Here is a 23,032-nt window from a genome sequence, read left to right as displayed (position 1 = left end):
CGGCCGCATCCTCTCCCGTGACGGTACCGCCGCGAACAGCCCCTCAGGCGCAGGTCAGCGCGGAATGATCATGGATTGCGGGTACGCTGCCACCGGTCGATGAGGCCGGGCATCTCCCGCAGCATGTAACCGTAGAAGTCCCGCATCTCCTCCAGGCGCCGCCCCGCGGGGGTCTGCTCGCCGGCGACCTCGATGCCGTCGTCCGCGGCGTCGGTCATCAGCGCCAGGACCGCGTTCTGCTGGGACATCAGCGTGGCCCAGGCGCCGTCGCGGAACCGGAAGTGCTCGCGGCGGCTGCCCGGCGCCGGAACCTTCTCGATCATGCCCAGGCTGATGAGGGTCTTGAGCGCGCCGGACATCGCACCCGAGCTGACGCCGAGCTGTTCGCTGATCTCCCCGGCGGTCATCGTGGGCTGCTGGGTGAAGAGCAGGGCCGCCATGACCCGCGCTGTCATGCGCTGCAGGCCGTACTGGCTGAGAGTGAGGGCGAAGCGCTCCGCGGCCGCGAGGAGTTGATCAGTCACCCGCCCATCATAAGCGCCATCAGAACAATCCGAATGTTCACGGATCTCTGAAACTTCAGTAGAGTGACGGGCATGGACGACGTCATCGTGCTCGACCAGCTCACCAAGACCTACGGCCGCCGCCGTGGTCTGGCCGGCCTCACCCTGCGCGTGCACGCCGGGGAGGTCCTCGGTTTCCTCGGCCCGAACGGGGCCGGCAAGTCCACCACCATCCGCCTGCTGCTCGACCTGATCCGCCCCACCAGCGGCACCCTGCGCGTCCTCGGCCTCGACCCGCGCGCCGACGCGGTGGCGCTGCACCGCAGAGTCGGCTACCTGGCCGGCGACTTCATCGTCGACGGCCGTCAGACGGTCGCGTCCTGCCTGCGCTTCCTCGCGGCGCTGCGCGGTGGCATCCCCGCGCGGCGGATCACCGCGCTGACCGAACGCCTCGACCTCGACACCACTGCCAGGATCACCGGCCTGTCCAAGGGCAACCGGCAGAAACTCGGCATCGTGCAGGCGTTCATGCACCGGCCCGAACTGCTCATCCTCGACGAGCCCACCAGCGGACTCGACCCGCTGGTCCAGCAGACCTTCCTCGACCTGGTCACCGAGGCCCGCGCGGACGGCCGGACCGTCTTCATGTCCAGCCACATCATGGCCGAGGTCGAGGCCGTCGCCGACCGGGTCGCGATCATCCGCGACGGCGCCCTGGCCGCGCTCGACACCGTCGCCGGGCTACGCCACCAGGCGGTCCGCGACATCGAACTCACCTTCACCACCCCGGTCACGGCCGCCGACTTCGCCGGCCTGCCCGGCGTCACCGACCTGCGGGTCACCGCCACCACCCTGCGCTGCCGGCTCACCGGCAGCCCCGACGCGCTGCTGCGGGCGGCCACCCGCCACACCGTCACGAGCCTGACGGCCACCGAACCCGCCCTCGAGGACCTGTTCCACGCCTACTACACCGGAGCCGACAGTGCGGCCTGACGTCCTCATCCGTACCCTCACCGATGATCGCCGTGTCCTGGCCGGCTGGGCGATCGGCGCCACCCTCGCCGGCTGCATGTATGCCGCCTTCTATCCGCAACTGGCCGGCGGGCAGATGGCCGAAGCCGTCGCCGCCTACCCCCAGGCCATGCGCCAGGCGTTGCGCCTCGACGACCTCAGCTCTCCGGCCGGCTATCTCGGCTCCTCGGTGTTCGGCCTCATCCTGCCGCTGATCGCGATGTTCTACGGGGCCGCCACCGGCGCCCGGACCCTGGCCGGCGACGAGGAGGCCGGCCGCCTCGATCTCGTGCTGGCCCACCCGGTGAGCCGGACCGGCCTGGTCGTGCAACGCTTCGCGGCGCTCACCGCCGGCGCCGTCGTCATCGCTGTCGCGGTCTGGGCCGGGATGCTCACCATCCGCGGCGCCGCCCAGCTCCGGGAGATCTCCGTCGGTGAGTTCGCGGCCCAATGCGCCACCCTGGCACTGCTGGCCACGGTCTTCGGCGCCGTGGCCATCGGCATCGGCGCCGCCACCGGCAGGCGCGGCCTCGTCTTCACCGTCACCGCGGCCGTCGGCATCCTCTCCTACGCCCTGCACGCCTTCGCCGGCCAACTGGGCCTCGACGCGGGGAAGTACCTGTCGCCGTTCTACTACTACATCGGCGCCGAGCCGCTGCGACACGGCATGCCGTGGGGCCACGCCGCGGTCCTCGCCGTCGCCGCGCTGCTGCTGACCGCCGCCGGGACAGTCGTGTTCAACCGGCGCGACCTCAACACCTGACCGGCGGCTGCACGGCCGTGCCGGCGAGCCAGCGGTCGAACTCGTCGGCCGGCATCGGCCGGGCGAAGTGGTAGCCCTGCGCGATGTCGCAGCCCAGCTCGCGCAGAGCCGCCGCGGTCTCCTCGTCCTCGATGCCCTCGGCGACCACCGACAGGCCCAGGTTGTGGCCGAGCGTGATGGCGGTACGCACCAGGACGGCGTCGCCGTCGACATCGGTCATCTGCTGCACGAACGACCGGTCGATCTTGAGTTCTTGGACGGGCAGCCGCTGGAGGTACGTCATCGACGAGTGGCCGGTGCCGAAGTCGTCGACGGACAGGCGGATCCCGCCGTCGTGGAGGGCGCGCAGCACGGCGAGAGCCCGGTCGGGGTCGGCCATCACCATGCTCTCGGTGACTTCCAGCTCCAGCAGCTCCACCGGCAGCCCGGTGCGCTGCAGCAGGTCGAAGACGTGGTCGGCGAAGTGCGGGTCGAGCAGGCAGCGGGTGGAGAGATTGACCGCGACCGGGATCGGCGTACCCCCCTGTTGCCATTGTCGTGCCTGGCGGGCCGCGATCTGCAGGACGTGGTCGGTGAGCGGCCGGATCAGGCTGGTGGACTCGGCCATCGGGATGAACGTGTCCGGCGCCATCCGTCCCTTGACCGGGTGGTTCCAGCGCACGAGCGCCTCCACACCGGCCGGCCGCCCGGTGACCAGGTCGATCTTCGGCTGGTAGTGCAGGATGATCTGGTCGTCGGCGCCGATCGCCCGGCGCAGGTCGCCGAGGAGTTCGAGCCGGTGCGCCGCGTTCGTGTCGTGGGCCGGGTCGTACTGCTGGACCCCCGTCGCGTCGGCGGCTGCCAGGTGCATGGCGGTCTCGGCGTGCCGCAGCAGCGTCTCCGGGTCGTCGCCGTGTACCGGTCCGCCCGCCACCCCGGCGGCGGTCTCCACGTCCAGCGTGATGTCCTTGATGAGGAAGGTGTGGTGCAGCGCCGTCTGCAGGGTGCGTGCCAGATCCTCGGCCGCCGCGGGCCGGTATCCGGGCAGCAGCACGGCGAAGTCGTCGGCGCCGACCCGGGCGACCGTGGCGTCCGGGGGAGCGGCCTGCACCAGGCGGCCCGCGACGTCGGTCAGCAGCAGGTCGCCGTGGTGGTAGCCGACGACGTCGTTGACCTCCTTGAACCCGCGCAGGTCGATGAAGACCACGGACGCGTCCCGGCCGCCGCGCAGGGCGGCGCCGACACGTTCGGTGAGCAGCGTGCGGTTGGGCAGGCCGGTGAGCGAGTCGTACGCCGCGGCGCGCCGCACCGCCCGCAGGTGCAACGACCAGCTGACGCCGGAGACGAGCAGTGTCAGCAGCGCGCCCAGCAACAGCGCCAGCGAGCCGACACTCAGACCGCGGGTCCAGCCCGCCCCGAAGGCCGGGGCGTGAGCGGCGACGTACCAGTCGTTGGCGTTGCCCTCGGTCGCGGCGATGCGCTGGAAGGCGATGCGCCGGCCGTCGACGGTGGTGACGCCGTGATCGCGGCCGGACCGGACGACGGTGCTGACAGCCGGATCGTCGGCCGTCCCGGCACGGGTGTCGACGATGACCCGGGCGGAGCCGGCGTCGACGATCGAGGCGGCGATCCGGCCGGGCGTGGCGGTCATCCGGAAGCTGTCCAGGGCGATCTCGTAGTGCACGATGCCGGTGTGCCCGGCGGCGCGCACGGCGGTCGAGTTGGAGATGACCGCGTTGTGGGTGTCGGGGGACTCGTACTCCTTGGCCTGGTAGACCTCGCCGGCGCCGAGCGCCAGGGTCGGCGCGAAGAACGCGTTGTCGTCCTCGTCCTGCGACAGGTCCGCCGGCGCGGCCGGCACGCCGTTGACCACCCGCGCGATCTCGGCGCCGCTGCCGTCGATGAAACACGCCTCACCGACCCGGCCCGGGAACAGCTGCGTCAGGTACGCCAGCGCGTCGTTGACCCGGTCCAGCAGCGGGCCGCCCGCGGCGATCTTCTCCTGGTCGGTGCCGGGCGCCCGGTAGAAGTCGGTGAACACCGGATTGTCGGCGAGGACGGCGTCGATCGCCCGGGCCCGCTCGAAGTAGTTGTCCAGCGCCGCCACCTGCTGCTGCAGCGTCAGGGCGAGAGCATGATCCTGGTCGGCGATCTGCCGGCTGCGGGTCCCCAGCACGCTGGTCACCACGCTGAAGATCAGCACGAGCAGACCGAGCAGGAACGCGACGGTACGGGCGTACCGCGCCAGACCAGAACGGCTGATCATGTTCTCCCTCTCCGCCGACCCATCTTTGATCGGCGTGCCGGGGACGCGTCTGAGCCCGGCCCGCCGGATGGGCTATAAACGCCTGGTGCAGAAGCCCACCCTGGTCGTCGTCAGCGGACCGCCCGGCGCCGGCAAGACCACCCTCGCGCACCGGCCGGGCCTCGACGAGATCGTCGCGTTCGCCGGCGGCCGGTGACCCGCCCTCACGGCAGGGCGGTGAAACGGAAACGGCCGGCGTCGCCGGTCGAGGTGGCGGAGGCCTGCAGCATGCCGGTGTACCGGGACGGGCCCTCGCGGCGGATCGACAGGTAGCGGCTGCGGCCGATCGAGTAGAGCGCCACCTGGCCGTCGGCGACCGGGACGGCCCGCAACCACTCGTACGGCCCCTTGGACGCCTGCGACAGCCGCAGCACCGTGTCCTCCGCCTGACGCGGGCGCGCCGACACGAAACGCCGGTGCGCGGCGAACCCTCTCAGCAGGAAGTTGTCCGGCAACCGGGGGAGACGGCACCGCTGGAACTGCTCCCACGTGCCGTAGGTGTCCGGGCGTGTCCTGGCCCGCAACAAGCCCGCGTCCAGGCCCTGATAACCGTCCTCCGCCGCCACCAGCAGACCGGTACGCACGTCGGCCAGCCCCACGGCCTCCCGCTCGCACACCAGCGGGTCCACCATCGACGCCGCGCCCGCGACGGTCGCCAGCGGCAGCAGACCGGCCAGAACCGTCGACGCCCAGCGCCGCACCGACCGGCGGCGGTCCCGGCGCCGCGTCTCGGCCGCCTCGTGGCGGACGCTCTCGTCGACGAACCGGCGCTCCAGCGGACTCAGCGCCGACCGCCACGACGGCGACGCGGTCCACCGCCGGGTCAGCGCCAGCCGGCTGCCCCGGTAGAGAGTGTCCTGGTCGTACCCGAGCTCCTCCCAGACGACAGCGGAGTCCGCCAGGTGCCGGTGTGCGCGCAGCGTGGCACGGTCCTCGTCGACCCACCGCCGCAGCCGCGGCCACGCCCGGATCAGCGACTCGTGCGCCAGCTCCACACTGCCGTGGTCGGTGGTGAGCAGCCGCGCGTCGACCAGCCGGTCGACCAGATCGGCCGCGTTGATCTGCGACCGCGGGACCCGTCTGCCCCGTACCCCCGCGAGATCGTCCAGATCGATCATCCGGAGCAGCAGCCTGCGAAGCGCCAGCCGCTGCTCGTCGTCGAGATCGCGGTAGATGCCCTCGGCGGTCGCCGCGACCGCGCCGTCCACCCCACCCGCCGCCTGGTAACCGCCCAGCGTGACGGTGGTGCCGCGACGCCGTCGCCACGCCTCCAGCAGCGCGTGCGAGGCGAGCGGAAGCGCACCCGGCCGGCCCGCCACCTCGGCGACGATCGCGGAGACCAGCGCGCCCTCGACCCGTAACCCGACCCGGTCGGCGGGCCGCACGACGGCCTCGCGCAGCTCGGCGGGGCTCATCGCGCCGACCAGCAACTGCCCGTCCTGCATCGCCGCCAGCAGGTCCGGGAACTCCACGAACCGCGAATAGTGATCGGCGCGCACCGCGAGGACCACGCGTGTCCCGCTGCCCTCCCGGCACAGGGACACCAGCGCGCCGATGAACGCCGCCCGCTCGGCGTCCGGCACGGAGGCCGAGAACACGTTCTCGAACTGGTCGACGACCAGCAGCAGCTCGCCGCTCTCGGCGAGCATCGCCTGCCGCGCCACCAGCTCGGCATGGGACGGATCGCCGGCCAGGTCGTCGAGCAGCGCACCGGCCGGGATCCGGGCCAGGACCGCCAGCTGCAACGCCAGGTCGGTCAGCGGATGCTCGCCCGGGACGATCAGCACGGCCGGCTCCGGCATCGACGCCATCAACCCGGCCCGCACCAGCGACGACTTGCCGACACCCGACGGCCCGAACACCACGACCAGCCGGCGCTGCGACACCCGCCGCACCAGATCGTCGACGAGCAGACCCCGTCCGAAGAAGTGGTCGGCGTCATCCGTTTGAAAGGGGGCCAGTCCGACGTACGGCGAAACGCCCTCGACAGGCACACCCGGCTCCGGCGGACGTGACCCCGCCAGCTCCCGCCAGCGGCCCTCCCACTCGGCGACGTCACCCCCGCACGCCCGGACATACGCGCACGTCACCGGCAGCGTCGGCAGCTTCCGCCCGGACGCCGCCGCGGCGAGCGTCGCCGCCGAGAAGTTCGTCAGCACGGCCAGCGACCGGTACGACGGATTGCCCGCCTTCTCCCGCAGTCTGCGCAACCCGGCCGCCAGCTGGGCGGCCGGGTCGTCGAGATTGTCCAAGGGCCGCTCCGGCCTCGGCATCGCCCACCCCCGTCTTGCTGCGACATCCATCGTCGATTGTCGCTGCCTTGTCCAGGGTTGTTGTCCAGGCACCGCCGAGCCCTGGCCAGACAATCCACACGCCACTAGACAAGACCCGACAACCTTCGAGGTACGACGGGGAAGCTCATGAATCTACGAAAGAAGATCGTCGCGAGCGTGGCCACGGCGGTCCTGGTGACGGCCGGCGGGACACTGGCCGGCGCCACGCCGGCCGAAGCCGCCCATCGATGCGGTGACGAGTTCATCGGCATCCCGTTCGATCAGGACGCCAACACCACGCTGAGGGAGGTGGTGGTGTGGCCGGGCGTCGCGATCAGGCTGAAGATCAAGCAGTTCCAGCCGGGCGTGGAGCGCGTGTTCGCCCGGATCCAGGGCCAGACCCGGCAGGGCGATCAGGTCTGGCTCGACTGGTCGTACACGGGCGGCAACGGCTGGGCGCAGTGCGGACCCTTCACCGTCTCCACCGACCACCGGCCCAATACCAGCGGCGCGGCGCTACGCCGCCCGAACGGCAACACCCTCACGTTCCGCGCCTGCATGACCACTCAGGACGCCGGCCTCGTCTGCACCGACTGGTGGACGTGATCCCGATCCGGTGACCCGGGAGCCGCCGCCAGACCACCGCTCGGCCCAGCTCGCCGGGCTGTCCCCGAAGGGCAGCCCGGCGCTGCGGTGATCGCCGGATCGATCTCGTCGGTCCGGGCAGCCGGCCACGCGCGGGCTCGCCGGCGGTGCCGAGCCCGGCCAGGGACCCGACGGCCCGACCGGTTGTCACGGCCGGCCGGATCTTGACGCACCGGCCCCGTTGTCGCTGGTGAGAACCGGACGCGACCGGCAATGTCCGCCATGGTTTCGCCATCCTCCGACTCGGCGAACCGTCGCGGGTTTCACGGTAATCTGAGCGGCAGGATTGCTCCCTTCACCAGCGCAATTGTCGCCGGGACTGCGCACCGGCCGAGCCGCCGGAGGACAGGACGACCACCATGCCCACCGCTGACGACGACCTGGCCGGCATCCTCGACGCCTGCCGGCGGCTGGCCGACCTGCATTACCGCATGGCCCGCGCGCTGCACACCCTGGGGCTGCTCCCCGAGATCACCCGCCTGCGCCTGACCGCCGAGGCGGATCGGATCGACGCCGTCCTCGACGAGGCACGCCACCCGGTCGCCGTACGACAGACGTGAGCCCTCGGTATCGGGAGGGGGAATCCGGGTCGCCGATCGAGGTACGGCCCGCGCCGCACGCCCGTCCGCCGACCGTGTCCGGTACGGGGCCGAACCGCAGGTGAAACCCGGTCGAGGGCCGCTGCGGACGGGGCCGGGCGCGCCGATGCCGTGATCGTGGCTGGCGGCCATGATGCGTCGGTGTCCCGTACACAGTTGGTGATCGCCGCGGCGGTCCTGTCCCTGGTGGCCCTCGGCGGCTGGGCGGTGTTCCTGTCTGGTCAGGGCCTGGAGAACGCCGACCGGTGGGTGACGGTCGTCGGGTTCTTCGTCAGCACGGCGCTCGCCGCCGGAGCCGTCGCCGCGGCGTGGCCGGCGTCGCGGTCGCCCGGTCCGGCACGACCGGCGACCACGGACCGGGTGGCTGGCAGCGGTGCGGCGTACGCCGGTGAGGGCGGGCGGGCCAACACCGGGATCGAGGCGGGCGGCGACGGCCGTACCGCTGAGGTGAACCGGTCCGGGAGCGCCACCGCGAGGGGGCCGGGATCGGTGGCCAACACGGGCATCTCCCGAATGCCGCGGGCGTGACCGTCGACGAGACGCCGCCACCGGGATCGGCCGTGTCCGGATCCGGCAACGGCCGGGCCGAGCAGGGCGGCATCGCCAACACCGGCGTCATCAACGGCGGCGTCAACTCCGTCCACGTGCACCACCACTATCCGTCGCGGGAAGGCCCGCCCCGGCCGCATCGGCCGCTGTCGCGGCGGCAGCTGATCAGAGCGGCCGCGGGGATGGGACTCGGCGTGTCGGCCGCGGCCGCCGCCTGGTGGTACGGAACCTCGCGGGACCGCGCCGGGACGCACTCCTACCAGTCGGCCGGCCGGCAGGTCAGCGCGGGGGACGACACGATCTGGTCCGTCGCTCTCGGCATGCTCCGGGGCGAGCCTCTGGCCGTGGTCGGGCACGCGAAGGGCACGATCCAACTGTGGAACCCGGTCGTGGGCAAGGCTCGCAGCGGCCTGCTCACCGGTCACCACCAGGAGGTGTACGGCCTCGCGCTGCACGGCGACACGGCCGTGTCCACGAGCGTCGACGGCACTCTTCGGGTCTGGGATCTGACGTCGGATCCACCGCGGAGCGCGACCCCGGCCGCACCGATCGGCGGCGGTATCAACGGGGTCGCGTTCGGCACTGTCGCGGGCAAGGTCGTCGCGGTGTCCGCGTGCCATGAGGGGACGGTCCGGGTCTGGGATCCGGCCAACCCTCGCCGCGTCGGTCAGGTCCTGGGGACCACGCTCGGCGCGCCGGTCACCTGCATCGCGACGGGCACCGCCGGCGGACGCGTGATCGCGGTCACCGGCAGCAGGAACGGCGTGGTCAGGCTCTGGGACGTGACCGGTGAACGTCTGGTGCGCGTGCTCGGCGAGCACACCACGACGGTGTGGGCCGTTGCCGTCGGCGTCGTGAACGGCACGCCGATCGCTGTCTCCGGCAGTGAGGACGGGGCGATGCGCCGATGGGATCTCACGGCCGCGGATTCGGCGGGGGAGACGCTGATGGAGCTGCCGAAGGCCATCAGGACCATCGCGATCGGCGAGGTGGCCGGACGGGCGGTCGCCGTCTCCGGCTGCGACGACAGCGGTGTCCGCCTCTGGGATCTCGCAGCGGGTGTGCCGTACGGCCCCGGCCTCACCGGTCCGGAGCACGCCGCCGAGGCCCTCGCGATCAGCAACCTCGCCGGCCGCCCCACCGTCGTGTCCGGCCACTACGACGGCACCGTCTGGACCTGGGCCCTCTGAACGGATCAGCTGTCGCGCAGGCCGGTGCAGTCGTCACGAACGTGCGGGTCATCCACGGCTCGTAGGCGGACAACCGCACGACCTGGAACCCTGGTCAGGCAGCGGCCGGCGCCGAGGCGGCCGCCGCCTGGCGGGCGGCCTCGCGACGGCGGCGGATGGGCCGGCTCACGCCGCCGAGGACCACGAGGGCTCCGCCCAGGGACCCCCAGATGTACGGTGCGGCCGCCTGGTTCGACTTGGCCTGCTCGAACGTCCGGTCGGAGGAGCCGGTCGAGTCGCCGACCTCACGGCAGACGTCCCCCTGCTCCATCGTGGCGCCGCCGCATGTCGGAGCGCCGTCCCAGTCGTAGGCGAAGACACCCCCGAGGATCACCAGGCCGATGACGATCGCCAGGACCGGGCGGCGAAACGGCAGGATCAGGAGTTTGATGAGCAGTCCCACGAGGTGCCTCACAGGTGTCGTGCGCCGCCCCGCCCCCGCGGAGTCCCCGTAGCGCCGCCGGACGTTATCAGAATCGATCTCCCGGCTGCTGACCCGGTGGCGCCGGACATCATCGCTGTCAGTCGGAGCCGAGGGAGCAGCCGGTCGGCGGCAGCGAGGGTCAGGCCGGCGTGGATACGAAGCGGCCCTGCAGCCCCCGAATGATCTCCAGCGCCTCGCGCAGCGCCTCGTCCCGGCTGCTCGAACTCCTCACCGCGGGCGCCGGCTGCCGGACCGGATGCTGCTCCAGCGTGTCGATGCGGACCGCCACCTGCACACGCCGGCCCAGCAGGCGGGACAGGGACTCCGCCAGCGAGGGCCGCAGGCGGGACTCGACGATGTCGCGGGTGTAGGAGTCCGGGACGGCCAGCAGCACCGTGTCCCCGACGATCGTCTCGATCCGGGACCGTTCGATGTAGGCGCGCTGCTGCGCCGACGCGATCACCATGGACAGGTCGGTGACCACGTCCGCCCACAACTGGTCGGGATCCAGCGTGGGTGCGCAGACGACGTCACGCACCAGCCGGGCCGCATACACCCAGTCCCGGGCCCCGGTCCGCTCGGTCTCCCTGTCCAGTGCCGCGGAGGTCGGCGCGTCGACGGGAACGAACAGGATCCGGGACCCGGGCTGAGCTGATGTGACCGTGTCGATGAGGGCCTGCTGCCGGCCGGCGGCGGCGAGCCAATCGGCGACCGGAACCCCGGCGCGGGCGGCGGGTGCGGTGAACGTCTCGAGGTCGGCGGCGCTGATCTTCATCTTCGGCATGGCGGCCATTCAACCCCGGCCCGCAACGACACGCGAGACCTGAGACGTGCCGACACCAGTGGCCGATGTCGCTCCCGTCCTGGTGTCGGATCAGACGGCCGCGACCGAACACACCCCCGAGGCGTGACGAGCCGCACGCTCGTGGAGCAGCGCATGGATCTGCGGAACCCATCGCCCGATGCGGCGCGGTCGCGGGGAGTACCGGCGCCGAGCTGTCGTACCGGACCGGCGGATCGCGATCGGCCAGGCCCGGGCACGGCAGGCGGCCGATCGGTCGAAGATCACCAGCTTCATCCCGGTTGGTCGGGAATCCCGACACTATCAACGTGGGTGTATAGTGCGCCGGCATGATGATCGCAACGGCGTTACCGGCCGGGGTCGAGAGCCTCCGCACGGCCCGGCCGTGGTGAGGCGGATCCCGGCCGAGATCCTGCTCGGCCTGCGGCTGTCGTTCGCCGGTGGCCGGCGCGCCTGGGTCCGGACGGCGATGGCGGCCGCCGGGGTGGCGATCGGCTTCGCGGTGCTCCTGCTCGCGGCGTCGGTGCCGGTCATGATCCAGGCCCGGGAGGCACGGGAGGCGGCCCGCACCGACTTCGCGCCGGGCGCGCCGGAGGTGCCCGCCGGAGACACCCTGATCGTCGCGGGCGCGGAGGGCCAGTGGGGCGGCGACGCCATCCGGGGCCGGCTGATCTGGCCCGAGTCGCCGGCGGCCCCACTGCCGCCGGGCGTCCGGGCGTTCCCGGCGGACCGTCAGATGTACGTGTCGCCCGCTCTGCACGCCGCCCTGGCCGGCCCGGACGGCGATGTCCTGCGACGCCAGATGCCGTACGAGGTGGTCGGCACCATCGAGCCGGCAGGGCTCTCCGGCCCCGCCGAGCTGACTTACTACGCCGGCTATCGGGAGGTCGGGCAATTGCTGGGCAACGGTGCCCAACGGGTGGACACCTTCGGCCGCCCCGCCGCGGACCAGCCGGACGACGCGGGCACCTACGTGACCGTGGCCGCGCTGGTCGCCACCCTGCTGCTGCCGATCGCCATCTTCATCGGCGCCGCGTTCCGCTTCGGCACCGACACCCGGGACCGGCGTCTGGCCGCGATCCGGCTGGTCGGCGCGGACCGCCGGGCGGTGCTGCGGATCGCCGTGGGGGAGAGCCTGGCCCCGGCCGTCCTCGGATCGGTCGCCGGCCTGACGCTCTACCTGCTCGCCCGGATGTGGGCCGCCGACCTGCCCCTGTTCGGCTTCAGCGCCTTTCCCGGCGACATCCGCCCGGTTCCGGCCCTGGCGGCGTCGGCGGTCCTGCTCGTGGTGGGGCTGGCGGCCGCGATGACCCTGGCCGGATTCCGCGGCGCGACGGTCGAGCCGCTCGGGGTGTTCCGCAGCTCGACGACCTGGCAAGGCCGGCTGTGGTGGCGTCTCATCCCGCTCGCGGCGAGCCTGGCCCTGCTCTACCCGCTCGCCGGCGACGCCGGTGCGGCCGGCGAGGAGCAGACCGGGCTCGGGGTCGTGCTGCTCGTCGTCGCCCTGGTTCCGCTGCTGCCTTACCTGGTGCCGCTGGTGTCGCGGCTGCTGCCGGGCGGCCCGGCGTCCTGGCAGCTCGCGTCGCAGCAACTGCGGCGCAACCCGGCGGCCTCGACCCGCGCCGTCACCGGCATCGCCGTCGCGGTCACCGGAGCGATCGCCCTGCACACCTTCCTCGCCGCGGCCACCGTCAACCGGGCACGGCCCGACGCCCCGGCCGACCCCGCCTACATGCTCCAGGCCGACGGCGCCCTCGATCCGGCTGCCATGCGTACTCGCAGCGCGATGTTCGAAACGGTGGCGGGCGTCCACGCCGGCACCATCGCCAGGCGCCCGGTGACGAGTAAGGACACCGAGTGGGGAATCGGCTACCTCGTCGTCGGCGACTGCGCGGCATTGAGCCGGCTCGCCACCCTCGACCGGTGCGCCGACGGCGACGTCTTCGTCTTCGGTGACGTCGGCCGATCGGTCACCCTGCAGGAGGGTGACATCGATCCGGTGCCCGGCCGGCGGATCCCGATCCCCCGGTCGGCCCGCCCCGCCGTACTGGTCGGCTCCGACGCGCAGAACGTCTCGCGCAGCGTCCTGATGACCTCCGCAGCGGCCCCCGCGGTCCTGACCGGCACCGGCCGGTGGCTGATCGAGACCCGCGTCTTCACCGGCCCGGACGCGCCGGTCGCCGTCTCCCGGCAGATCCGGGGCGTCGCCGCCGAGATCGATCCGATCGCCCACTTCACCGCCTTCGCCCCGGAGTATGACAAGTTCGCCGGCCTGCGGACCGCGCTCAACGTCGGGTCGACGGTGATCCTGCTGATGATGGGCCTGGGCCTGCTGCTCGACGTGGCGGCCCGCCTGCACGAGCGGCGGCGGCTGCTCGGCGTGCTCACCGCGGTCGGCGCCCGCCGCTCCACGGTGGTCTGGTCGGTGCTGCTGCAGGCGATCGTGCCCCTGCTGGCGGGTCTGGCTCTGGCCACCGGCATCGGCATCGGGCTCGGTGCGGCCCTCATGCGCATGTCGCAGGTGCCGATCCGCTTCGACGTCCCCGCCGTCCTCACCCCGGTCGCCCTGGGCTTCACCCTCGTCCTGGCAACCACGGTCGCGGTGCTGCTCCCGGCGGCCCGCCGGATCACATCGACCGAGGACCTGCGGTACGAGTGAGCCACCCGCCCACACCCTGGCGACGGTGGCGGTTCCGGGTCGTCCCCACCCGGGGACCGGCAGCTCGGATGTGAACCGGCGCCACCCGCCTCGGTCGTGGATGCACGACCCCGCCATCCGGCCCTTTTCGAATCCATCGATTTCTGTGATCCGCTGTGCGAACATGTGCCGGTTAGCGTTAACAAATCGCTAACACGCCGGTATCGACATCGTCGTGCGGCTGCTGCCATCGCGTGCTTCGAGGAGTCTCATGTCCGGTTCCGGAGTGTCCCGCCGTACCCTGATGTCGACGGCCGCGATGGCGACCGTCGCCGGAGCCGTCGGCGTGAGCGCCGACGCCGCAGCGGCGCACGCGAGCCCGTCGCCGGCGAATCTCGCGCGGCTGGCGGACCTGCGGTTCGGCATGTTCAACCACTTCAACATGGGTACGTTCACCGGCGAGGAGTGGGCGGCGCCGAACCAGAACCCGCTCACCTTCGCCCCACCGCAGGTCGACTGCGAGCAGTGGGCGGCGGCGGCCGTGGCGGCGCGGATGAGCTACGGCGTCCTCACCACCAAACACCATGACGGGTTCTGCCTGTGGCCCACGAAGACCAACTCGTACAACGTGGCCGCCAGCGGCTACCGGCAGGACATCGTCGCCCGGTACGTGCGGGCCTTCCGGGCTCGCGGCCTGAAGGTCGGCCTGTACTTCTCGATCTGGGACCGTAGCCACGGCGTGCAGGCGTACGGCCGGCACGGGGTTCCGGCCACCGAGACGGTCACGCCCGCCGACGTCACCTACGTGCTCGACCAGATCCGCGAGCTGCTGACCGGCTACGGCCCGATCGACATGTTCATCACCGACGGGTACGCCTGGCAGACCGGCCAGCAGCAGGTGCCGTACCAGCGGGTGCAGGAGCTGGTCCGATCGCTGCAGCCGGGCATCGTGATGATCGACCACGGCGGCCTCTCCCAGCCGTGGCTCGGCGACGCCATCTACTTCGAGGAGCCGCTGGGCATCACCGCCCCGGACGGCAACAGGTACGCCGGCATCCAGGGGCAGACCATCAGCAACGGCTGGTTCTGGCACCCCGACACCCCGTCCACCGAGCCGATGGGCCGCGACGCCATCCTGCACCACCTGGCCGACCTCGAACCCAAGTGGACCTCGCTGGTCCTCAACTGCCCGCCCAACCGCGACGGCCGCCTGGACACCAACATCGTCAACCGGCTCGCCGAGGTGGGCGCGGCGTGGAAACCCGCGACCCGGCCCGCTCTGCCGGCCCAGCCGCTGCGCTGCGAACACCAGATCACCCCGGTCAACGCCTACGCCACCGGCTTCCACACCGGTGAGGGACCGCTGCGCGCGATCGACGGCTTCAGCGACAAGGACTACGAGACCTGCTGGTCGACCTGGAGCCTGCCGCTGCCGCACACTCTCACCGTCGACCTGGGCGGCGTCTGGAACGGCGTCTCGACCCTGGAATACTTGCCGAAACAGTGGGACCGGCACTACCTCACCGACGGCGACATCACCTCGTACACCATCGCCACCAGTGTGGACGGCGTCGTGTTCACCGAGGCGGCCTCGGGGACCTGGGCCCCGGACCGGACCACCAAGATCGCCGAGTGGCCCGCTCGGAACGCCGGTTTCGTACGCCTGGAGGTGCACTCCGGAACCGGCGGCTACGCCAACGTGAGCGGCCTGCACATCGGCGCCCGCCGTGCCGCGCCCCGGCCGGTCTCCCCGCCCGCGCCGACCGGCGGCACCTACCGGCTCGTCGCCCGGCACAGCGGCAAGGCCGCCGTCGGTGTCGGCACGGACGTAGTCCAGGGCCCGACGACCGGTGCCGCGAGTGAGAGGTGGCAGCTCCTCGCCGCCGTCGACGGCTACTGCCGGATCCGCAACGTCGCGACCGGCACGCTGATGCAGGTCGCGGGCCTGTCTCGAAGCAACGGCGGCAACGTGGTCCTGGGACCCGACGAGGACCTGCCCCAGCAGCACTGGGCCGTCACCCCGATCGGAGACGGCCACCACGTGCTGGTCAACCGGCTCAGTGGGCTGGCGCTCAACGTCGCCGGCGCCGGCACCGCCGACGGCGCGGACATCGACCAGTGGACCTACAACGCGGCCGGCCAGCAGCAGTGGCAGCTCATCGAGCAGAGCCCCGCCTGATGGGAGCCACCGAGTCTGCCGGGGGCCGGGGCTGCGCCGGGCGGCGAGCGGCCGCCACCCGGCTACGCGCCTGATCGTTGCGGCCTCACCACGCGATGATGCCTTCCATGCCCGCGCCGCCGGAGAAGACGGGCAGCCCCTCGCGCAACGTGCTCACCAGGGTGAGGGCGCCGTCGTGGCCGACGCGGAAGCCCTCGACGGTGCCGGCGAGGGTGTTCTGGACGTAGAGCAGCCGGCCGTCGGCGGCGGCGGCCATGTCGATCGGCCCGGCGCCGGGGGCCCGGCCGGCGTTCGGGTCGGCAGTGGCGACCTGCTCGGCGGCCGCGTCGCCGCCGGCTGTGGCGATGACGCCGTCCTTGCCGCCGATACTCACCCGGCCCTTCCCGTCGACGGTGTAGAGGCTGATGGTGGAGCTTCCGGGGTTGGTGCCGTAGAAGAACCTCCCGGCACGGACGATCCAGCACAGGACCTGCTGGCCGGACTCGACCGAGCGGGTGATGACGCGTAGCCGGCCGTCCTTGCGCAGCTCGTACGAGGTGACCCCGGACTTGGCGGCTTCGGTCATGAGCAGGTAGCCGGTTCGACTGGACGAGCACCATGCCCGCGCTGTCGGAGCCGCGAGGCGGCGCGGCCGGTTGGCGATGCCCCGGGTCCGGGTTCTGGTGTGCCGACGCGATTCCTGTGGAGACGGCTCCGGCCGCCATGAGCGAGGCGGCGGCGATGGCGATGCCTGTTCTCCTGCGCACTGTCGTACCTCCGGTTCGGCGACGTTTCGTGGCCCCGGATACGTCGGTCGCACAGCACGGGGATCACGCCGCCGTGGAGGCGTAAGAAGTCGGTAATCCTCGCGGCGGCCGGCTCAGGTGTCGAGCAGCCGCCGGGTCGTCGTGCGGGCCGCCCAGATGTGGATGGCCAGGCCCGCGCCCCAGCCGACGATCGACCAGATCGGCCAGAAATGCAGGTCCGGTGTGAACAGCCACCACACCAGCACCTGGATCAGGTTGGCGGCGAGGTAGCAGATCAGGTGGATGCGTACGCCCCAGCGCACCGCGTTCGCGTCCTTGTGCATGTCGGTTGCCGCCTTCCGGTTGAGGGCCACATTCGAGCCATTTTCGGCGTCGTCACCGGCGGACGTTATGGCGCGGCACTGAACGAAGCCTGGACGATTTCATTCAGTCGTTGTCAAGTCGGTCTCGCCACCCTTGGCCAAAAGGGAGCGAACATGAATGACAACAACGAGGAAGCCGACGTCGTCGTCATCGGCTCGGGAATGGGCGGGCTGGCGGCGGCCCGGGCTGTCGCGCAGTTCGGCGAGCGGCGCGTCCTGGTGCTCGAACAGCACTACACGATCGGCGGGATGACCCACGAGTTCTCCCGGGCCGGGCAATACCGTTTCGGAACCGGCCTGCACTACATGAGCGCGAACGCGGGACCGTTCCTGGAGTTCATGACCGACGGCCGGGCGCAACTGTCGCCCCTGCCCGACGACTACGACGTGCTGCACTTCCCCGAATTCGATTTCGCCGTGCCGGCCACCCGGGATCGATTCCGCGAGCGCCTGGTCGAATCGTTCCCGGACGAGGCCGCCGCGATCGACGCATTCTTCCGGACCATCCGCCGGGCGATGATCGGGCTGGCAGCGCGCAATGTCCTCGCCTCGTTTCCGGCCGGTGTGCGCAACGTCGGCGCCCCGATGGTCCGGGCGCTGTTCCCGAAGACGTACCGATCCGTGTCGGACCAGGTCGCACGCAGCTTCCGTGACCCCCGGCTCCGAGCGATCTTCGCCGCCCGATGGGGTCTTTACGGAACGGCGCCGCGATCGAGCGCGTTCGGCTATCACGCCGCGGTTCCGCTGACGTTCTTCATGGACGGCACCGCCCATCCGGTCGGCGGCCCGGCCGAGCTGGGCCGGATCATCACCGAGATCCTCCAGCGGTACGGCGTGCAACTGCGCCCCCGGCAACGGGTCCTCGAGATCCTCACCGACCGGGGCCGGGTGACCGGTGTGGACGTCGAGGACACAGCCACCGGGCGCCGATACCGGGTCCGGACCGGCACCGTCGTCTCGGCGGCCGGCGTCCGCAACACGTACGCGCTCAGCGGGCAGGACCGACGGCTGACCGACCTGCCGGCGGAGATGTCGGCCGTGATGCTGTTCATCGGGCTGAAAGGGTCACCCGCGGACTTCGGGCTGCGCGGCGAGAACCACTGGCTCATGCCGGATCTCGACGGCGAGGGCACCCTGTACGTCTCGCTCCCGTCGCTCAACAATCCGGCGGCCCACCGCCACACCATGGAGGCGCTCGAACTGGTCGACCCGGCGGTGGTCGAGCAGTGGCGCGGCAGCGTGGCCGACGACCGGCCGGAGAGCTACCGCGAATTCAAACAGCTGCTGGCGGAACGGCTGATCACCCGCCTGGACCGGCAGTGGCCCGGCCTGCGCAAGATGATCGCCTTCACCGAACTCGCGACCCCGCTGTCGTTCGAGAACTACCAGAACAGCGTCCGGGGGTCCTTCTACGGCCTCGCGGCGACCCCGCAGCGGCTGCGCTCGCCGGTGGCCGGCTGCCGTACCCCGATCAAGGGTCTGTTCGTGGCGGGGCAGGACGCCTGGGGTTCCGGCGTGGTGGGGGCGTTGGCGGGCGGTCTGATGGCGGCCAACGCGGTGCTGAGACCGCGGCAGGTGGGCGCTCTGTGGCGCGCCGTCCGGAAGGGGCCGCCGCCGCCGGATCCCGGCACGCCGTGGCAGGGTTACCTCCGGGTGGCCGCGATCGAATCACTCACCCCGACCGTACGGCGGTTGCGTCTCGAACCGCTCGGCTCCGGGCCCCTGCCGTTCACCTTCACCGCCGGGCAGTACGTGAAGGTCGAGCTGCCGGTCGCCGTGGAGCCGATCGAGCGGTCGTACTCGATCTGCACCGGCCCGCAGCAGACCGCCTTCCTGGAGATCGCGGTCCGGCGCGAGCCGGAGGGGCTGGGTTCGGCCTTTCTCCACCAGGAGGTGACGACCGGTCAGGCACTGCGGGTGAGTGGCCCGTACGGCGAATTCACCTGGACCGGCGGCGTGGAGACCGAGACCCTGCTGCTGATCAGCGGCGGCGTCGGGATCACTCCGCTGCTGAGCGTGCTGACCGCGGCCGCCGACGCCGGCCACCGCGGCCGGATCGTGTTGCTGGCCAGCTTCCGGGACGAGCACGAGGTCCTGTTCAGCCGGGAGCTGACAGCACTGCGCCGGCGGTTGCCGGGCCTGGTGGTGAAGGTGGTCGTCACCGACTGGTACGGCCGCGTCGGCGAGGCCGACCTGGCTCCCCTTGTCGACGGCGACACCCGTGTCCATCTGTGCGGGCCCGCGCCGATGATGCAGGACCTGATCGGGGTCCTGACCTCGCTCCGGGTGCCGAGGCAGGCCATCCACACCGAGGCGTTCGTGTCCGGTAGCAGCAGCCGGACCCGGCGGGAACGGGCCCACGCGGTGGCTCTCGCCGCGGCGGCGAGCGGCGTCACGGCGTACACCATCGCCCTTGCCGGTGGCGGACCGGCCGTGACGTGCCGGCCGGGGCAATCGGTGCTCGACGCGGCCAATGCCGCCGGTGTCCGGCTGCCTCAGTCCTGCGGTGAGGGCTCCTGCGGGACCTGCCGGGTGCGGGTCCTCGGCGGCACCTTCGAGACCGACAGCCGGGGCATGTTCTCGACCGCCGAACTGGCCGACGGCTGGCTGCTGGCCTGCCAGACCCTGCCGACCGGCGACATCACCATCACCGCCGAATCCACCTCGACCATGGAGGAAATCCGATGACCACCACCCGCCGTTCTCTTCTCGCCGGTTCCGCCGCGATCACCGCCGGCGCCGTGCTCGGCGCCCCGGCCGCGCAGGCCGGAACCGCTCCGGCCCGGGCCACGCCGACCGTGGTGCTGGTGCACGGGGCGTTCGCCGACGCGGGCGGCTGGAACGGTGTCGCCGACCGGCTCCTGCGCGCCGGGTATCCGGTGATCGCACCGGCGAATCCGCTGCGCGGCGTGTCCGCCGACGCCGCCTACCTGGCCAGCCTGCTCGCCACCATCGACGGCCCGGTCGTGCTCGTCGGGCACTCCTACGGCGGGATGGTGATCACGAACGCGGCCGGCGGCAACCCGGACGTACGAGCGCTGGTCTACGTGGCCGCCTTCGCGCCGGACCGCGGGGAGAGCCTGATCGACCTGCAGAACCGGTACCCCGGAACCCGGCTGACCGAAGCGGCCCTCGACTTCCGCCCCTACGGCGAGGGACTCGTCGACGCCTACATCAAGCGCGGCGCGTTCCCGGGCGTCTTCGCCGGCGACGTGCCCGCCACCGCCGCCCGGCTGCTGTGGGCCGGCCAGCGACCGGCTGATCTGCGCGCCCTCGGCGAGCCGTCCGCCGCCCCGGCCTGGGCCGGCATCCCCTCCTGGTACCTCGCGGCCCGCGACGACCAGGTGCTACCGGTCGCCGCACAGCGTTTCATGGCAGGGCGGGCCGGCGCGCGGATCCGGGAGATCGGCGCCTCACACGTCGCGATGATCTCCCAGCCGGCCGCGGTCACCGACCTCATCAAGCTCGCCGCCTGCTGAAGCCGGCCCGACGATGCATCAGCGTGCCTACGAAGCTCAATGTGCAGCCGAGGAGAACCGGCACCGAGCAGTCAGAGCGCCGGGACTGACCCTGTTCGCTCTGGCGCTGGGCACCTTCGCCATCGGCACCGGTGAGTTCGGCAGCAACGGCATCATCCAGCTGTTCGCCGCCGACCTCGGGGTTCCCGTGCCCACCGCCACGTACGCGATCACCGCCTACGCCGTCGGTGTCGTCATCGGCTCCCCGGCGATCACCCTGCTCGCCGCCCGGGCCAACCGGCGCACCCTGCTGCTCGGCCTGATCGGGCTGTTGCTCGCCGGTAACGCCCTGTCCGCGCTCGCGTCGAATCTGGCATCGCTGGTCGTCGCCCGGTTCGCCGCCGGAAGCGTCCAGGGCGCGTTCTTCGGTGCCGGGGCGGTCGTCGCCGCCTACGTGTACGGTCCGGGCCGGGGTGGCAAGGCGTTCGCCACCGTGATGGGCGGCCTCACCGTCGCCACCGTCGTCGGCTCCCCGCTGGGCACCGCGGTCGGTCAGAGCGCGGGCTGGCGCGCCATGTACTGGACGGTTGTCGCCCTCGGTGTGCTCGCCGGATTCGCTCTGATCACCTGGCTACCGCGCACCGGTGACCTGCACGGCGGCTCGATCGTCGGTGAACTGCGCGGCCTGCGCCGTACCGGCGTCTGGGTGATGTTCGCGGTGGCCGCGCTCGGCATCTCGAGCATCTTCGCCGTCTACACGTTCATCGGGCCCTTCATCACCGACGCCGCCGGTCGTGACGCCGGGCTCGTCCCGGTCGCGCTCGCCGTCTTCGGTGTCGGCATGGCGGCCGGGAACCAGCTCGGCGGACGCGTCGCCGATCGTTTCGCCAGCGGCGGCCTGATCGGTGGGTACGCCGCGACACTGGTCCTGCTCGTGCCGATCGGCATCGCCGGCGACAACCTGATCGTGCTGCTGCCCTGCCTGTTCGGTGTCGGCGCGAGCATGATGGTCGCGATCCCCACGGTGCAGGTCCGGCTGACCGGCTTCGCCCCGGACGCGCCGACCCTGATGGGGGCGGTCAACCTGGCCGCCCTCAATCTCGCCAACTCGCTCGGCGCGATCGGTGGCGCGCTGACCCTCGCCGCCGGCTGGGGCACCCTGTCCACGGTCTGGGCGGGGTTCGTGCTCACCGCGGGTGGTCTGTTGCTGTACGTCGTGACGATCGTCCGCCGTGACAGCCGGGCCCGGAAGGGTGCCGTCGTCGGCGCGTGACCGCTGACGCCGGCACCCTTCCGGCCGAGCGACGTGTTACGTCGACGGTCCCCGGTGACCCACCGGGACCGGCACGTCGAAACAGTTCAGCACGACCGCGGTCAGGCAGTAGCTGCCGATGAGGAACACCAGCTCGCCGACGCCCTCCCGGCCCAGCGACCGGACGGCCCGGTCGTAGGTGGAACCCGGCAGGATGCGGCCGGCGGTCAACGCCCGGGCGACGTCGTGGGCGACGGCCTGATCGTCGGTCAGGTCCGGCGGACGGCCTCCGGACGCCAGCGTCGCGACCTGGGCCGCGTGCAGTCCGACCTGATCAGCGGTCTGCTCGTGGGCGTACAACAGATAGCGGGCACCGTAGGCGGCGCCCACGGTGAGGATCGCCACCTCGCGGACGGCGGGGTCGAGGCGGGCCTCGGCCGCGACCGCCCGCTGCAGCATCAGCGCCGGCACCCCGAAGGTGGGGAAGGTGAGCATCGGCGCGAACGGCCCGATCAGAGCGCCGTCGTCGTCCAGGATGACGATGCGCTCCTGCTCGTGCGCGACGAGGCCGGCGATGCCGTCGTGCACCTCACGCAGTTCGGGGCTCAGGTCGCCGGGTGGAATGGGGGAGATGCGCGAAGGAGGCTCCACCGGTTCACAGCCCGTCGGTGTACTGGCCGTCGATCAGGATGAACGCGACCCGGCAGTTCGCCGACGACCGGTTGGCCCAGGCGTGGCCCGTACCGCGCTGAACCACGATGTCCCCGGCCCGCAGAGTGGTCTCCCCGCCGTCGAGGACCAGGGTGATCTCCCCGTCGATGACGATCGCGTAGTCGACGGTCTGGGTGCGATGCATCAGCGGATGCGGCGCGCTCGCCGTGGAGACGGCGGCGTCGGCACCGCCCATCTCGGCGAACTTCTCGGCGGCCCCCGCGCTGGTCAGGTTGCGAATCCGGTCGTCCTCCGGCGGAAAGTCCATCACGCGGATACGGGTGCCGTTGGCCGGAGGCGCGAGCACCAGGCCCTCCTCGGCCGGTTCACCGGACTGCCGGTCGATCACCGCGGGCGTCTCGCGGGTGCTCCACACCTCGTAGAAGGTCGGGCCGCCGGGGCCGCCGACCGGGATCACCCGGGTCGGCGATCCGTCCTGGAGGATCACGCCTTGTGCGGCGGCGTCATGGCCGGTCACCACTCTCCGGACCGGGTGCGTCGAGTTCATAGCGGAGTCCTTGTCTCAGAAGACGATGCGGAAACCGAAGCCTCGCGCCGCGCACTTGATGCGAACTGAACGGTTCTCGAGATCACCGTCCGGACT

At 71.9% G+C, this 23,032-nt stretch carries 21 protein-coding genes; 12 read left to right on the top strand and 9 right to left on the bottom strand.

Annotated elements, in window-relative coordinates:
- Positions 1–68 precede the first annotated feature (68 nt).
- Complete coding sequence (locus BM290_RS25800; protein WP_239143630.1) at positions 69–524, bottom strand: GbsR/MarR family transcriptional regulator; 456 nt, start codon at positions 522–524, stop codon at positions 69–71.
- A gap of 72 nt (positions 525–596) precedes the next feature.
- Between BM290_RS25800 and BM290_RS25795 the strand changes: the two genes are divergently transcribed.
- Both BM290_RS25795 and BM290_RS25790 read left to right on the top strand, forming a co-directional pair.
- On the top strand, positions 597–1,496 hold the full coding sequence (locus BM290_RS25795) for an ABC transporter ATP-binding protein (protein ID WP_093618374.1): 900 nt from the start codon (positions 597–599) through the stop codon (positions 1,494–1,496).
- Positions 1,486–2,277, top strand: a complete 792-nt coding sequence (locus BM290_RS25790) for an ABC transporter permease subunit (protein WP_093618372.1) — start codon at positions 1,486–1,488, stop codon at positions 2,275–2,277. Before BM290_RS25795 ends, BM290_RS25790 begins: the two co-directional genes overlap by 11 nt.
- On the opposite strand, the gene BM290_RS25785 is transcribed toward BM290_RS25790, so the two are convergent.
- On the bottom strand, positions 2,267–4,522 hold the full coding sequence (locus BM290_RS25785; protein WP_093618370.1) for a putative bifunctional diguanylate cyclase/phosphodiesterase: 2,256 nt from the start codon (positions 4,520–4,522) through the stop codon (positions 2,267–2,269). The two genes, BM290_RS25790 and BM290_RS25785, sit on opposite strands and share 11 nt — an antisense overlap.
- A 34-nt stretch (positions 4,523–4,556) precedes the next feature.
- Between BM290_RS25785 and BM290_RS50060 the strand changes: the two genes are divergently transcribed.
- The gene (locus tag BM290_RS50060; RefSeq protein WP_239143631.1) at positions 4,557–4,718 is read left to right on the top strand and encodes a DEAD/DEAH box helicase family protein; all 162 of its coding nucleotides are present in this window, start codon (positions 4,557–4,559) and stop codon (positions 4,716–4,718) included.
- A 7-nt stretch (positions 4,719–4,725) separates the two neighbouring features.
- On the opposite strand, the gene BM290_RS25780 is transcribed toward BM290_RS50060, so the two are convergent.
- Complete coding sequence (locus BM290_RS25780; protein WP_143133952.1) at positions 4,726–6,813, bottom strand: ATP-binding protein; 2,088 nt, start codon at positions 6,811–6,813, stop codon at positions 4,726–4,728.
- 168 nt (positions 6,814–6,981) lie between these two features.
- On the opposite strand from BM290_RS25780, the gene BM290_RS25775 reads away from it, so the two are divergent.
- The 4 genes from BM290_RS25775 to BM290_RS25760 all read left to right on the top strand — a co-directional run bounded on the left by BM290_RS25775 (position 6,982) and on the right by BM290_RS25760 (position 9,817).
- Positions 6,982–7,440: a hypothetical protein gene (locus BM290_RS25775; protein WP_093618366.1), complete on the top strand. Its 459-nt coding sequence runs from the start codon at positions 6,982–6,984 to the stop codon at positions 7,438–7,440.
- 398 nt (positions 7,441–7,838) lie between these two features.
- Complete coding sequence (locus BM290_RS25770) at positions 7,839–8,039, top strand: hypothetical protein (RefSeq protein WP_093618364.1); 201 nt, start codon at positions 7,839–7,841, stop codon at positions 8,037–8,039.
- A gap of 180 nt (positions 8,040–8,219) precedes the next feature.
- Entirely contained in the window at positions 8,220–8,606 is a 387-nt protein-coding gene (locus tag BM290_RS25765; RefSeq protein ID WP_143133951.1) for a hypothetical protein, read from the top strand.
- Positions 8,603–9,817 (top strand): WD40 repeat domain-containing protein, encoded by a 1,215-nt coding sequence (locus BM290_RS25760; protein WP_093618360.1) that lies wholly within the window; start codon positions 8,603–8,605, stop codon positions 9,815–9,817. The genes BM290_RS25765 and BM290_RS25760 overlap by 4 nt, the downstream gene beginning before the upstream one ends.
- 94 nt (positions 9,818–9,911) lie before the next feature.
- Here the strand turns inward: BM290_RS25760 and BM290_RS25755 are convergent, their stop codons facing one another.
- Together BM290_RS25755 and BM290_RS25750 are read right to left on the bottom strand one after the other, a co-directional pair.
- Positions 9,912–10,259, bottom strand: a complete 348-nt coding sequence (locus BM290_RS25755; protein ID WP_093618358.1) for a hypothetical protein — start codon at positions 10,257–10,259, stop codon at positions 9,912–9,914.
- A gap of 160 nt (positions 10,260–10,419) precedes the next feature.
- A complete protein-coding gene (locus tag BM290_RS25750; protein ID WP_143133950.1) occupies positions 10,420–11,064 on the bottom strand; it encodes a hypothetical protein in 645 nt (214 codons plus the stop codon).
- A 403-nt stretch (positions 11,065–11,467) separates the two neighbouring features.
- Here BM290_RS25750 and BM290_RS25745 point away from each other — a divergent pair, with 403 nt between their 5' ends.
- Positions 11,468–13,741 (top strand): ABC transporter permease, encoded by a 2,274-nt coding sequence (locus tag BM290_RS25745; protein ID WP_143133949.1) that lies wholly within the window; start codon positions 11,468–11,470, stop codon positions 13,739–13,741.
- A 250-nt stretch (positions 13,742–13,991) separates the two neighbouring features.
- Entirely contained in the window at positions 13,992–15,899 is a 1,908-nt protein-coding gene (locus BM290_RS25740; protein ID WP_093618352.1) for an alpha-L-fucosidase, read from the top strand.
- Positions 15,900–15,984: 85 nt separating this feature from the next.
- On the opposite strand, the gene BM290_RS25735 is transcribed toward BM290_RS25740, so the two are convergent.
- Positions 15,985–16,464 (bottom strand): lactonase family protein, encoded by a 480-nt coding sequence (locus BM290_RS25735; RefSeq protein ID WP_093618350.1) that lies wholly within the window; start codon positions 16,462–16,464, stop codon positions 15,985–15,987.
- A gap of 294 nt (positions 16,465–16,758) precedes the next feature.
- Entirely contained in the window at positions 16,759–16,998 is a 240-nt protein-coding gene (locus BM290_RS25730; protein WP_239143632.1) for a 2TM domain-containing protein, read from the bottom strand.
- 123 nt (positions 16,999–17,121) lie between these two features.
- Between BM290_RS25730 and BM290_RS25725 the strand changes: the two genes are divergently transcribed.
- Genes BM290_RS25725 through BM290_RS25715 form a run of 3 tightly spaced genes read left to right on the top strand, consistent with a single transcriptional unit; the run spans position 17,122 to position 21,738 of the window.
- Positions 17,122–19,695 (top strand): FAD-dependent oxidoreductase, encoded by a 2,574-nt coding sequence (locus BM290_RS25725; protein ID WP_177319900.1) that lies wholly within the window; start codon positions 17,122–17,124, stop codon positions 19,693–19,695.
- Positions 19,692–20,486 carry an alpha/beta fold hydrolase gene (locus BM290_RS25720; protein WP_093618346.1) on the top strand — a complete coding sequence of 265 codons (795 nt, stop codon included), beginning with the start codon at positions 19,692–19,694 and terminating at the stop codon, positions 20,484–20,486. The genes BM290_RS25725 and BM290_RS25720 overlap by 4 nt, the downstream gene beginning before the upstream one ends.
- 13 nt (positions 20,487–20,499) lie before the next feature.
- Positions 20,500–21,738 (top strand): MFS transporter, encoded by a 1,239-nt coding sequence (locus BM290_RS25715; protein ID WP_093618344.1) that lies wholly within the window; start codon positions 20,500–20,502, stop codon positions 21,736–21,738.
- Positions 21,739–21,774: 36 nt separating this feature from the next.
- On the opposite strand, the gene BM290_RS25710 is transcribed toward BM290_RS25715, so the two are convergent.
- Positions 21,775–22,368, bottom strand: coding sequence for a carboxymuconolactone decarboxylase family protein (locus tag BM290_RS25710; protein WP_143133948.1), 594 nt, complete (start codon positions 22,366–22,368; stop codon positions 21,775–21,777).
- 4 nt (positions 22,369–22,372) lie between these two features.
- The gene (locus tag BM290_RS25705; protein ID WP_093618340.1) at positions 22,373–22,936 is read right to left on the bottom strand and encodes a cupin domain-containing protein; all 564 of its coding nucleotides are present in this window, start codon (positions 22,934–22,936) and stop codon (positions 22,373–22,375) included.
- Between the last annotated feature and the right edge of the window lie 96 nt (positions 22,937–23,032).

The organism is Actinoplanes philippinensis (assembly GCF_900113015.1).
In the GTDB taxonomy this organism is placed as follows: domain Bacteria; phylum Actinomycetota; class Actinomycetes; order Mycobacteriales; family Micromonosporaceae; genus Actinoplanes; species Actinoplanes philippinensis.
Note: the sequence above shows the minus strand (reverse complement) of the source record. Positions and strands in the feature narration are given on the sequence as shown.

Bases quoted from the DNA above. Each gene is read 5' to 3' on its own strand.
- BM290_RS25795 (WP_093618374.1), top strand. From the start codon at position 597: ATGGACGACGTCATCGTGCTCGACCAGCTCACCAAGACCTACGGCCGC.
- BM290_RS25785 (WP_093618370.1), bottom strand. From the start codon at position 4,522: ATGATCAGCCGTTCTGGTCTGGCGCGGTACGCCCGTACCGTCGCGTTC.
- BM290_RS25775 (WP_093618366.1), top strand. From the start codon at position 6,982: ATGAATCTACGAAAGAAGATCGTCGCGAGCGTGGCCACGGCGGTCCTG.
- BM290_RS25770 (WP_093618364.1), top strand. From the start codon at position 7,839: ATGCCCACCGCTGACGACGACCTGGCCGGCATCCTCGACGCCTGCCGG.
- BM290_RS25750 (WP_143133950.1), bottom strand. From the start codon at position 11,064: ATGCCGAAGATGAAGATCAGCGCCGCCGACCTCGAGACGTTCACCGCA.
- BM290_RS25740 (WP_093618352.1), top strand. From the start codon at position 13,992: ATGTCCGGTTCCGGAGTGTCCCGCCGTACCCTGATGTCGACGGCCGCG.
- BM290_RS25735 (WP_093618350.1), bottom strand. From the start codon at position 16,464: ATGACCGAAGCCGCCAAGTCCGGGGTCACCTCGTACGAGCTGCGCAAG.
- BM290_RS25725 (WP_177319900.1), top strand. From the start codon at position 17,122: ATGAATGACAACAACGAGGAAGCCGACGTCGTCGTCATCGGCTCGGGA.
- BM290_RS25720 (WP_093618346.1), top strand. From the start codon at position 19,692: ATGACCACCACCCGCCGTTCTCTTCTCGCCGGTTCCGCCGCGATCACC.
- BM290_RS25715 (WP_093618344.1), top strand. From the start codon at position 20,500: ATGCATCAGCGTGCCTACGAAGCTCAATGTGCAGCCGAGGAGAACCGG.
- BM290_RS25705 (WP_093618340.1), bottom strand. From the start codon at position 22,936: ATGAACTCGACGCACCCGGTCCGGAGAGTGGTGACCGGCCATGACGCC.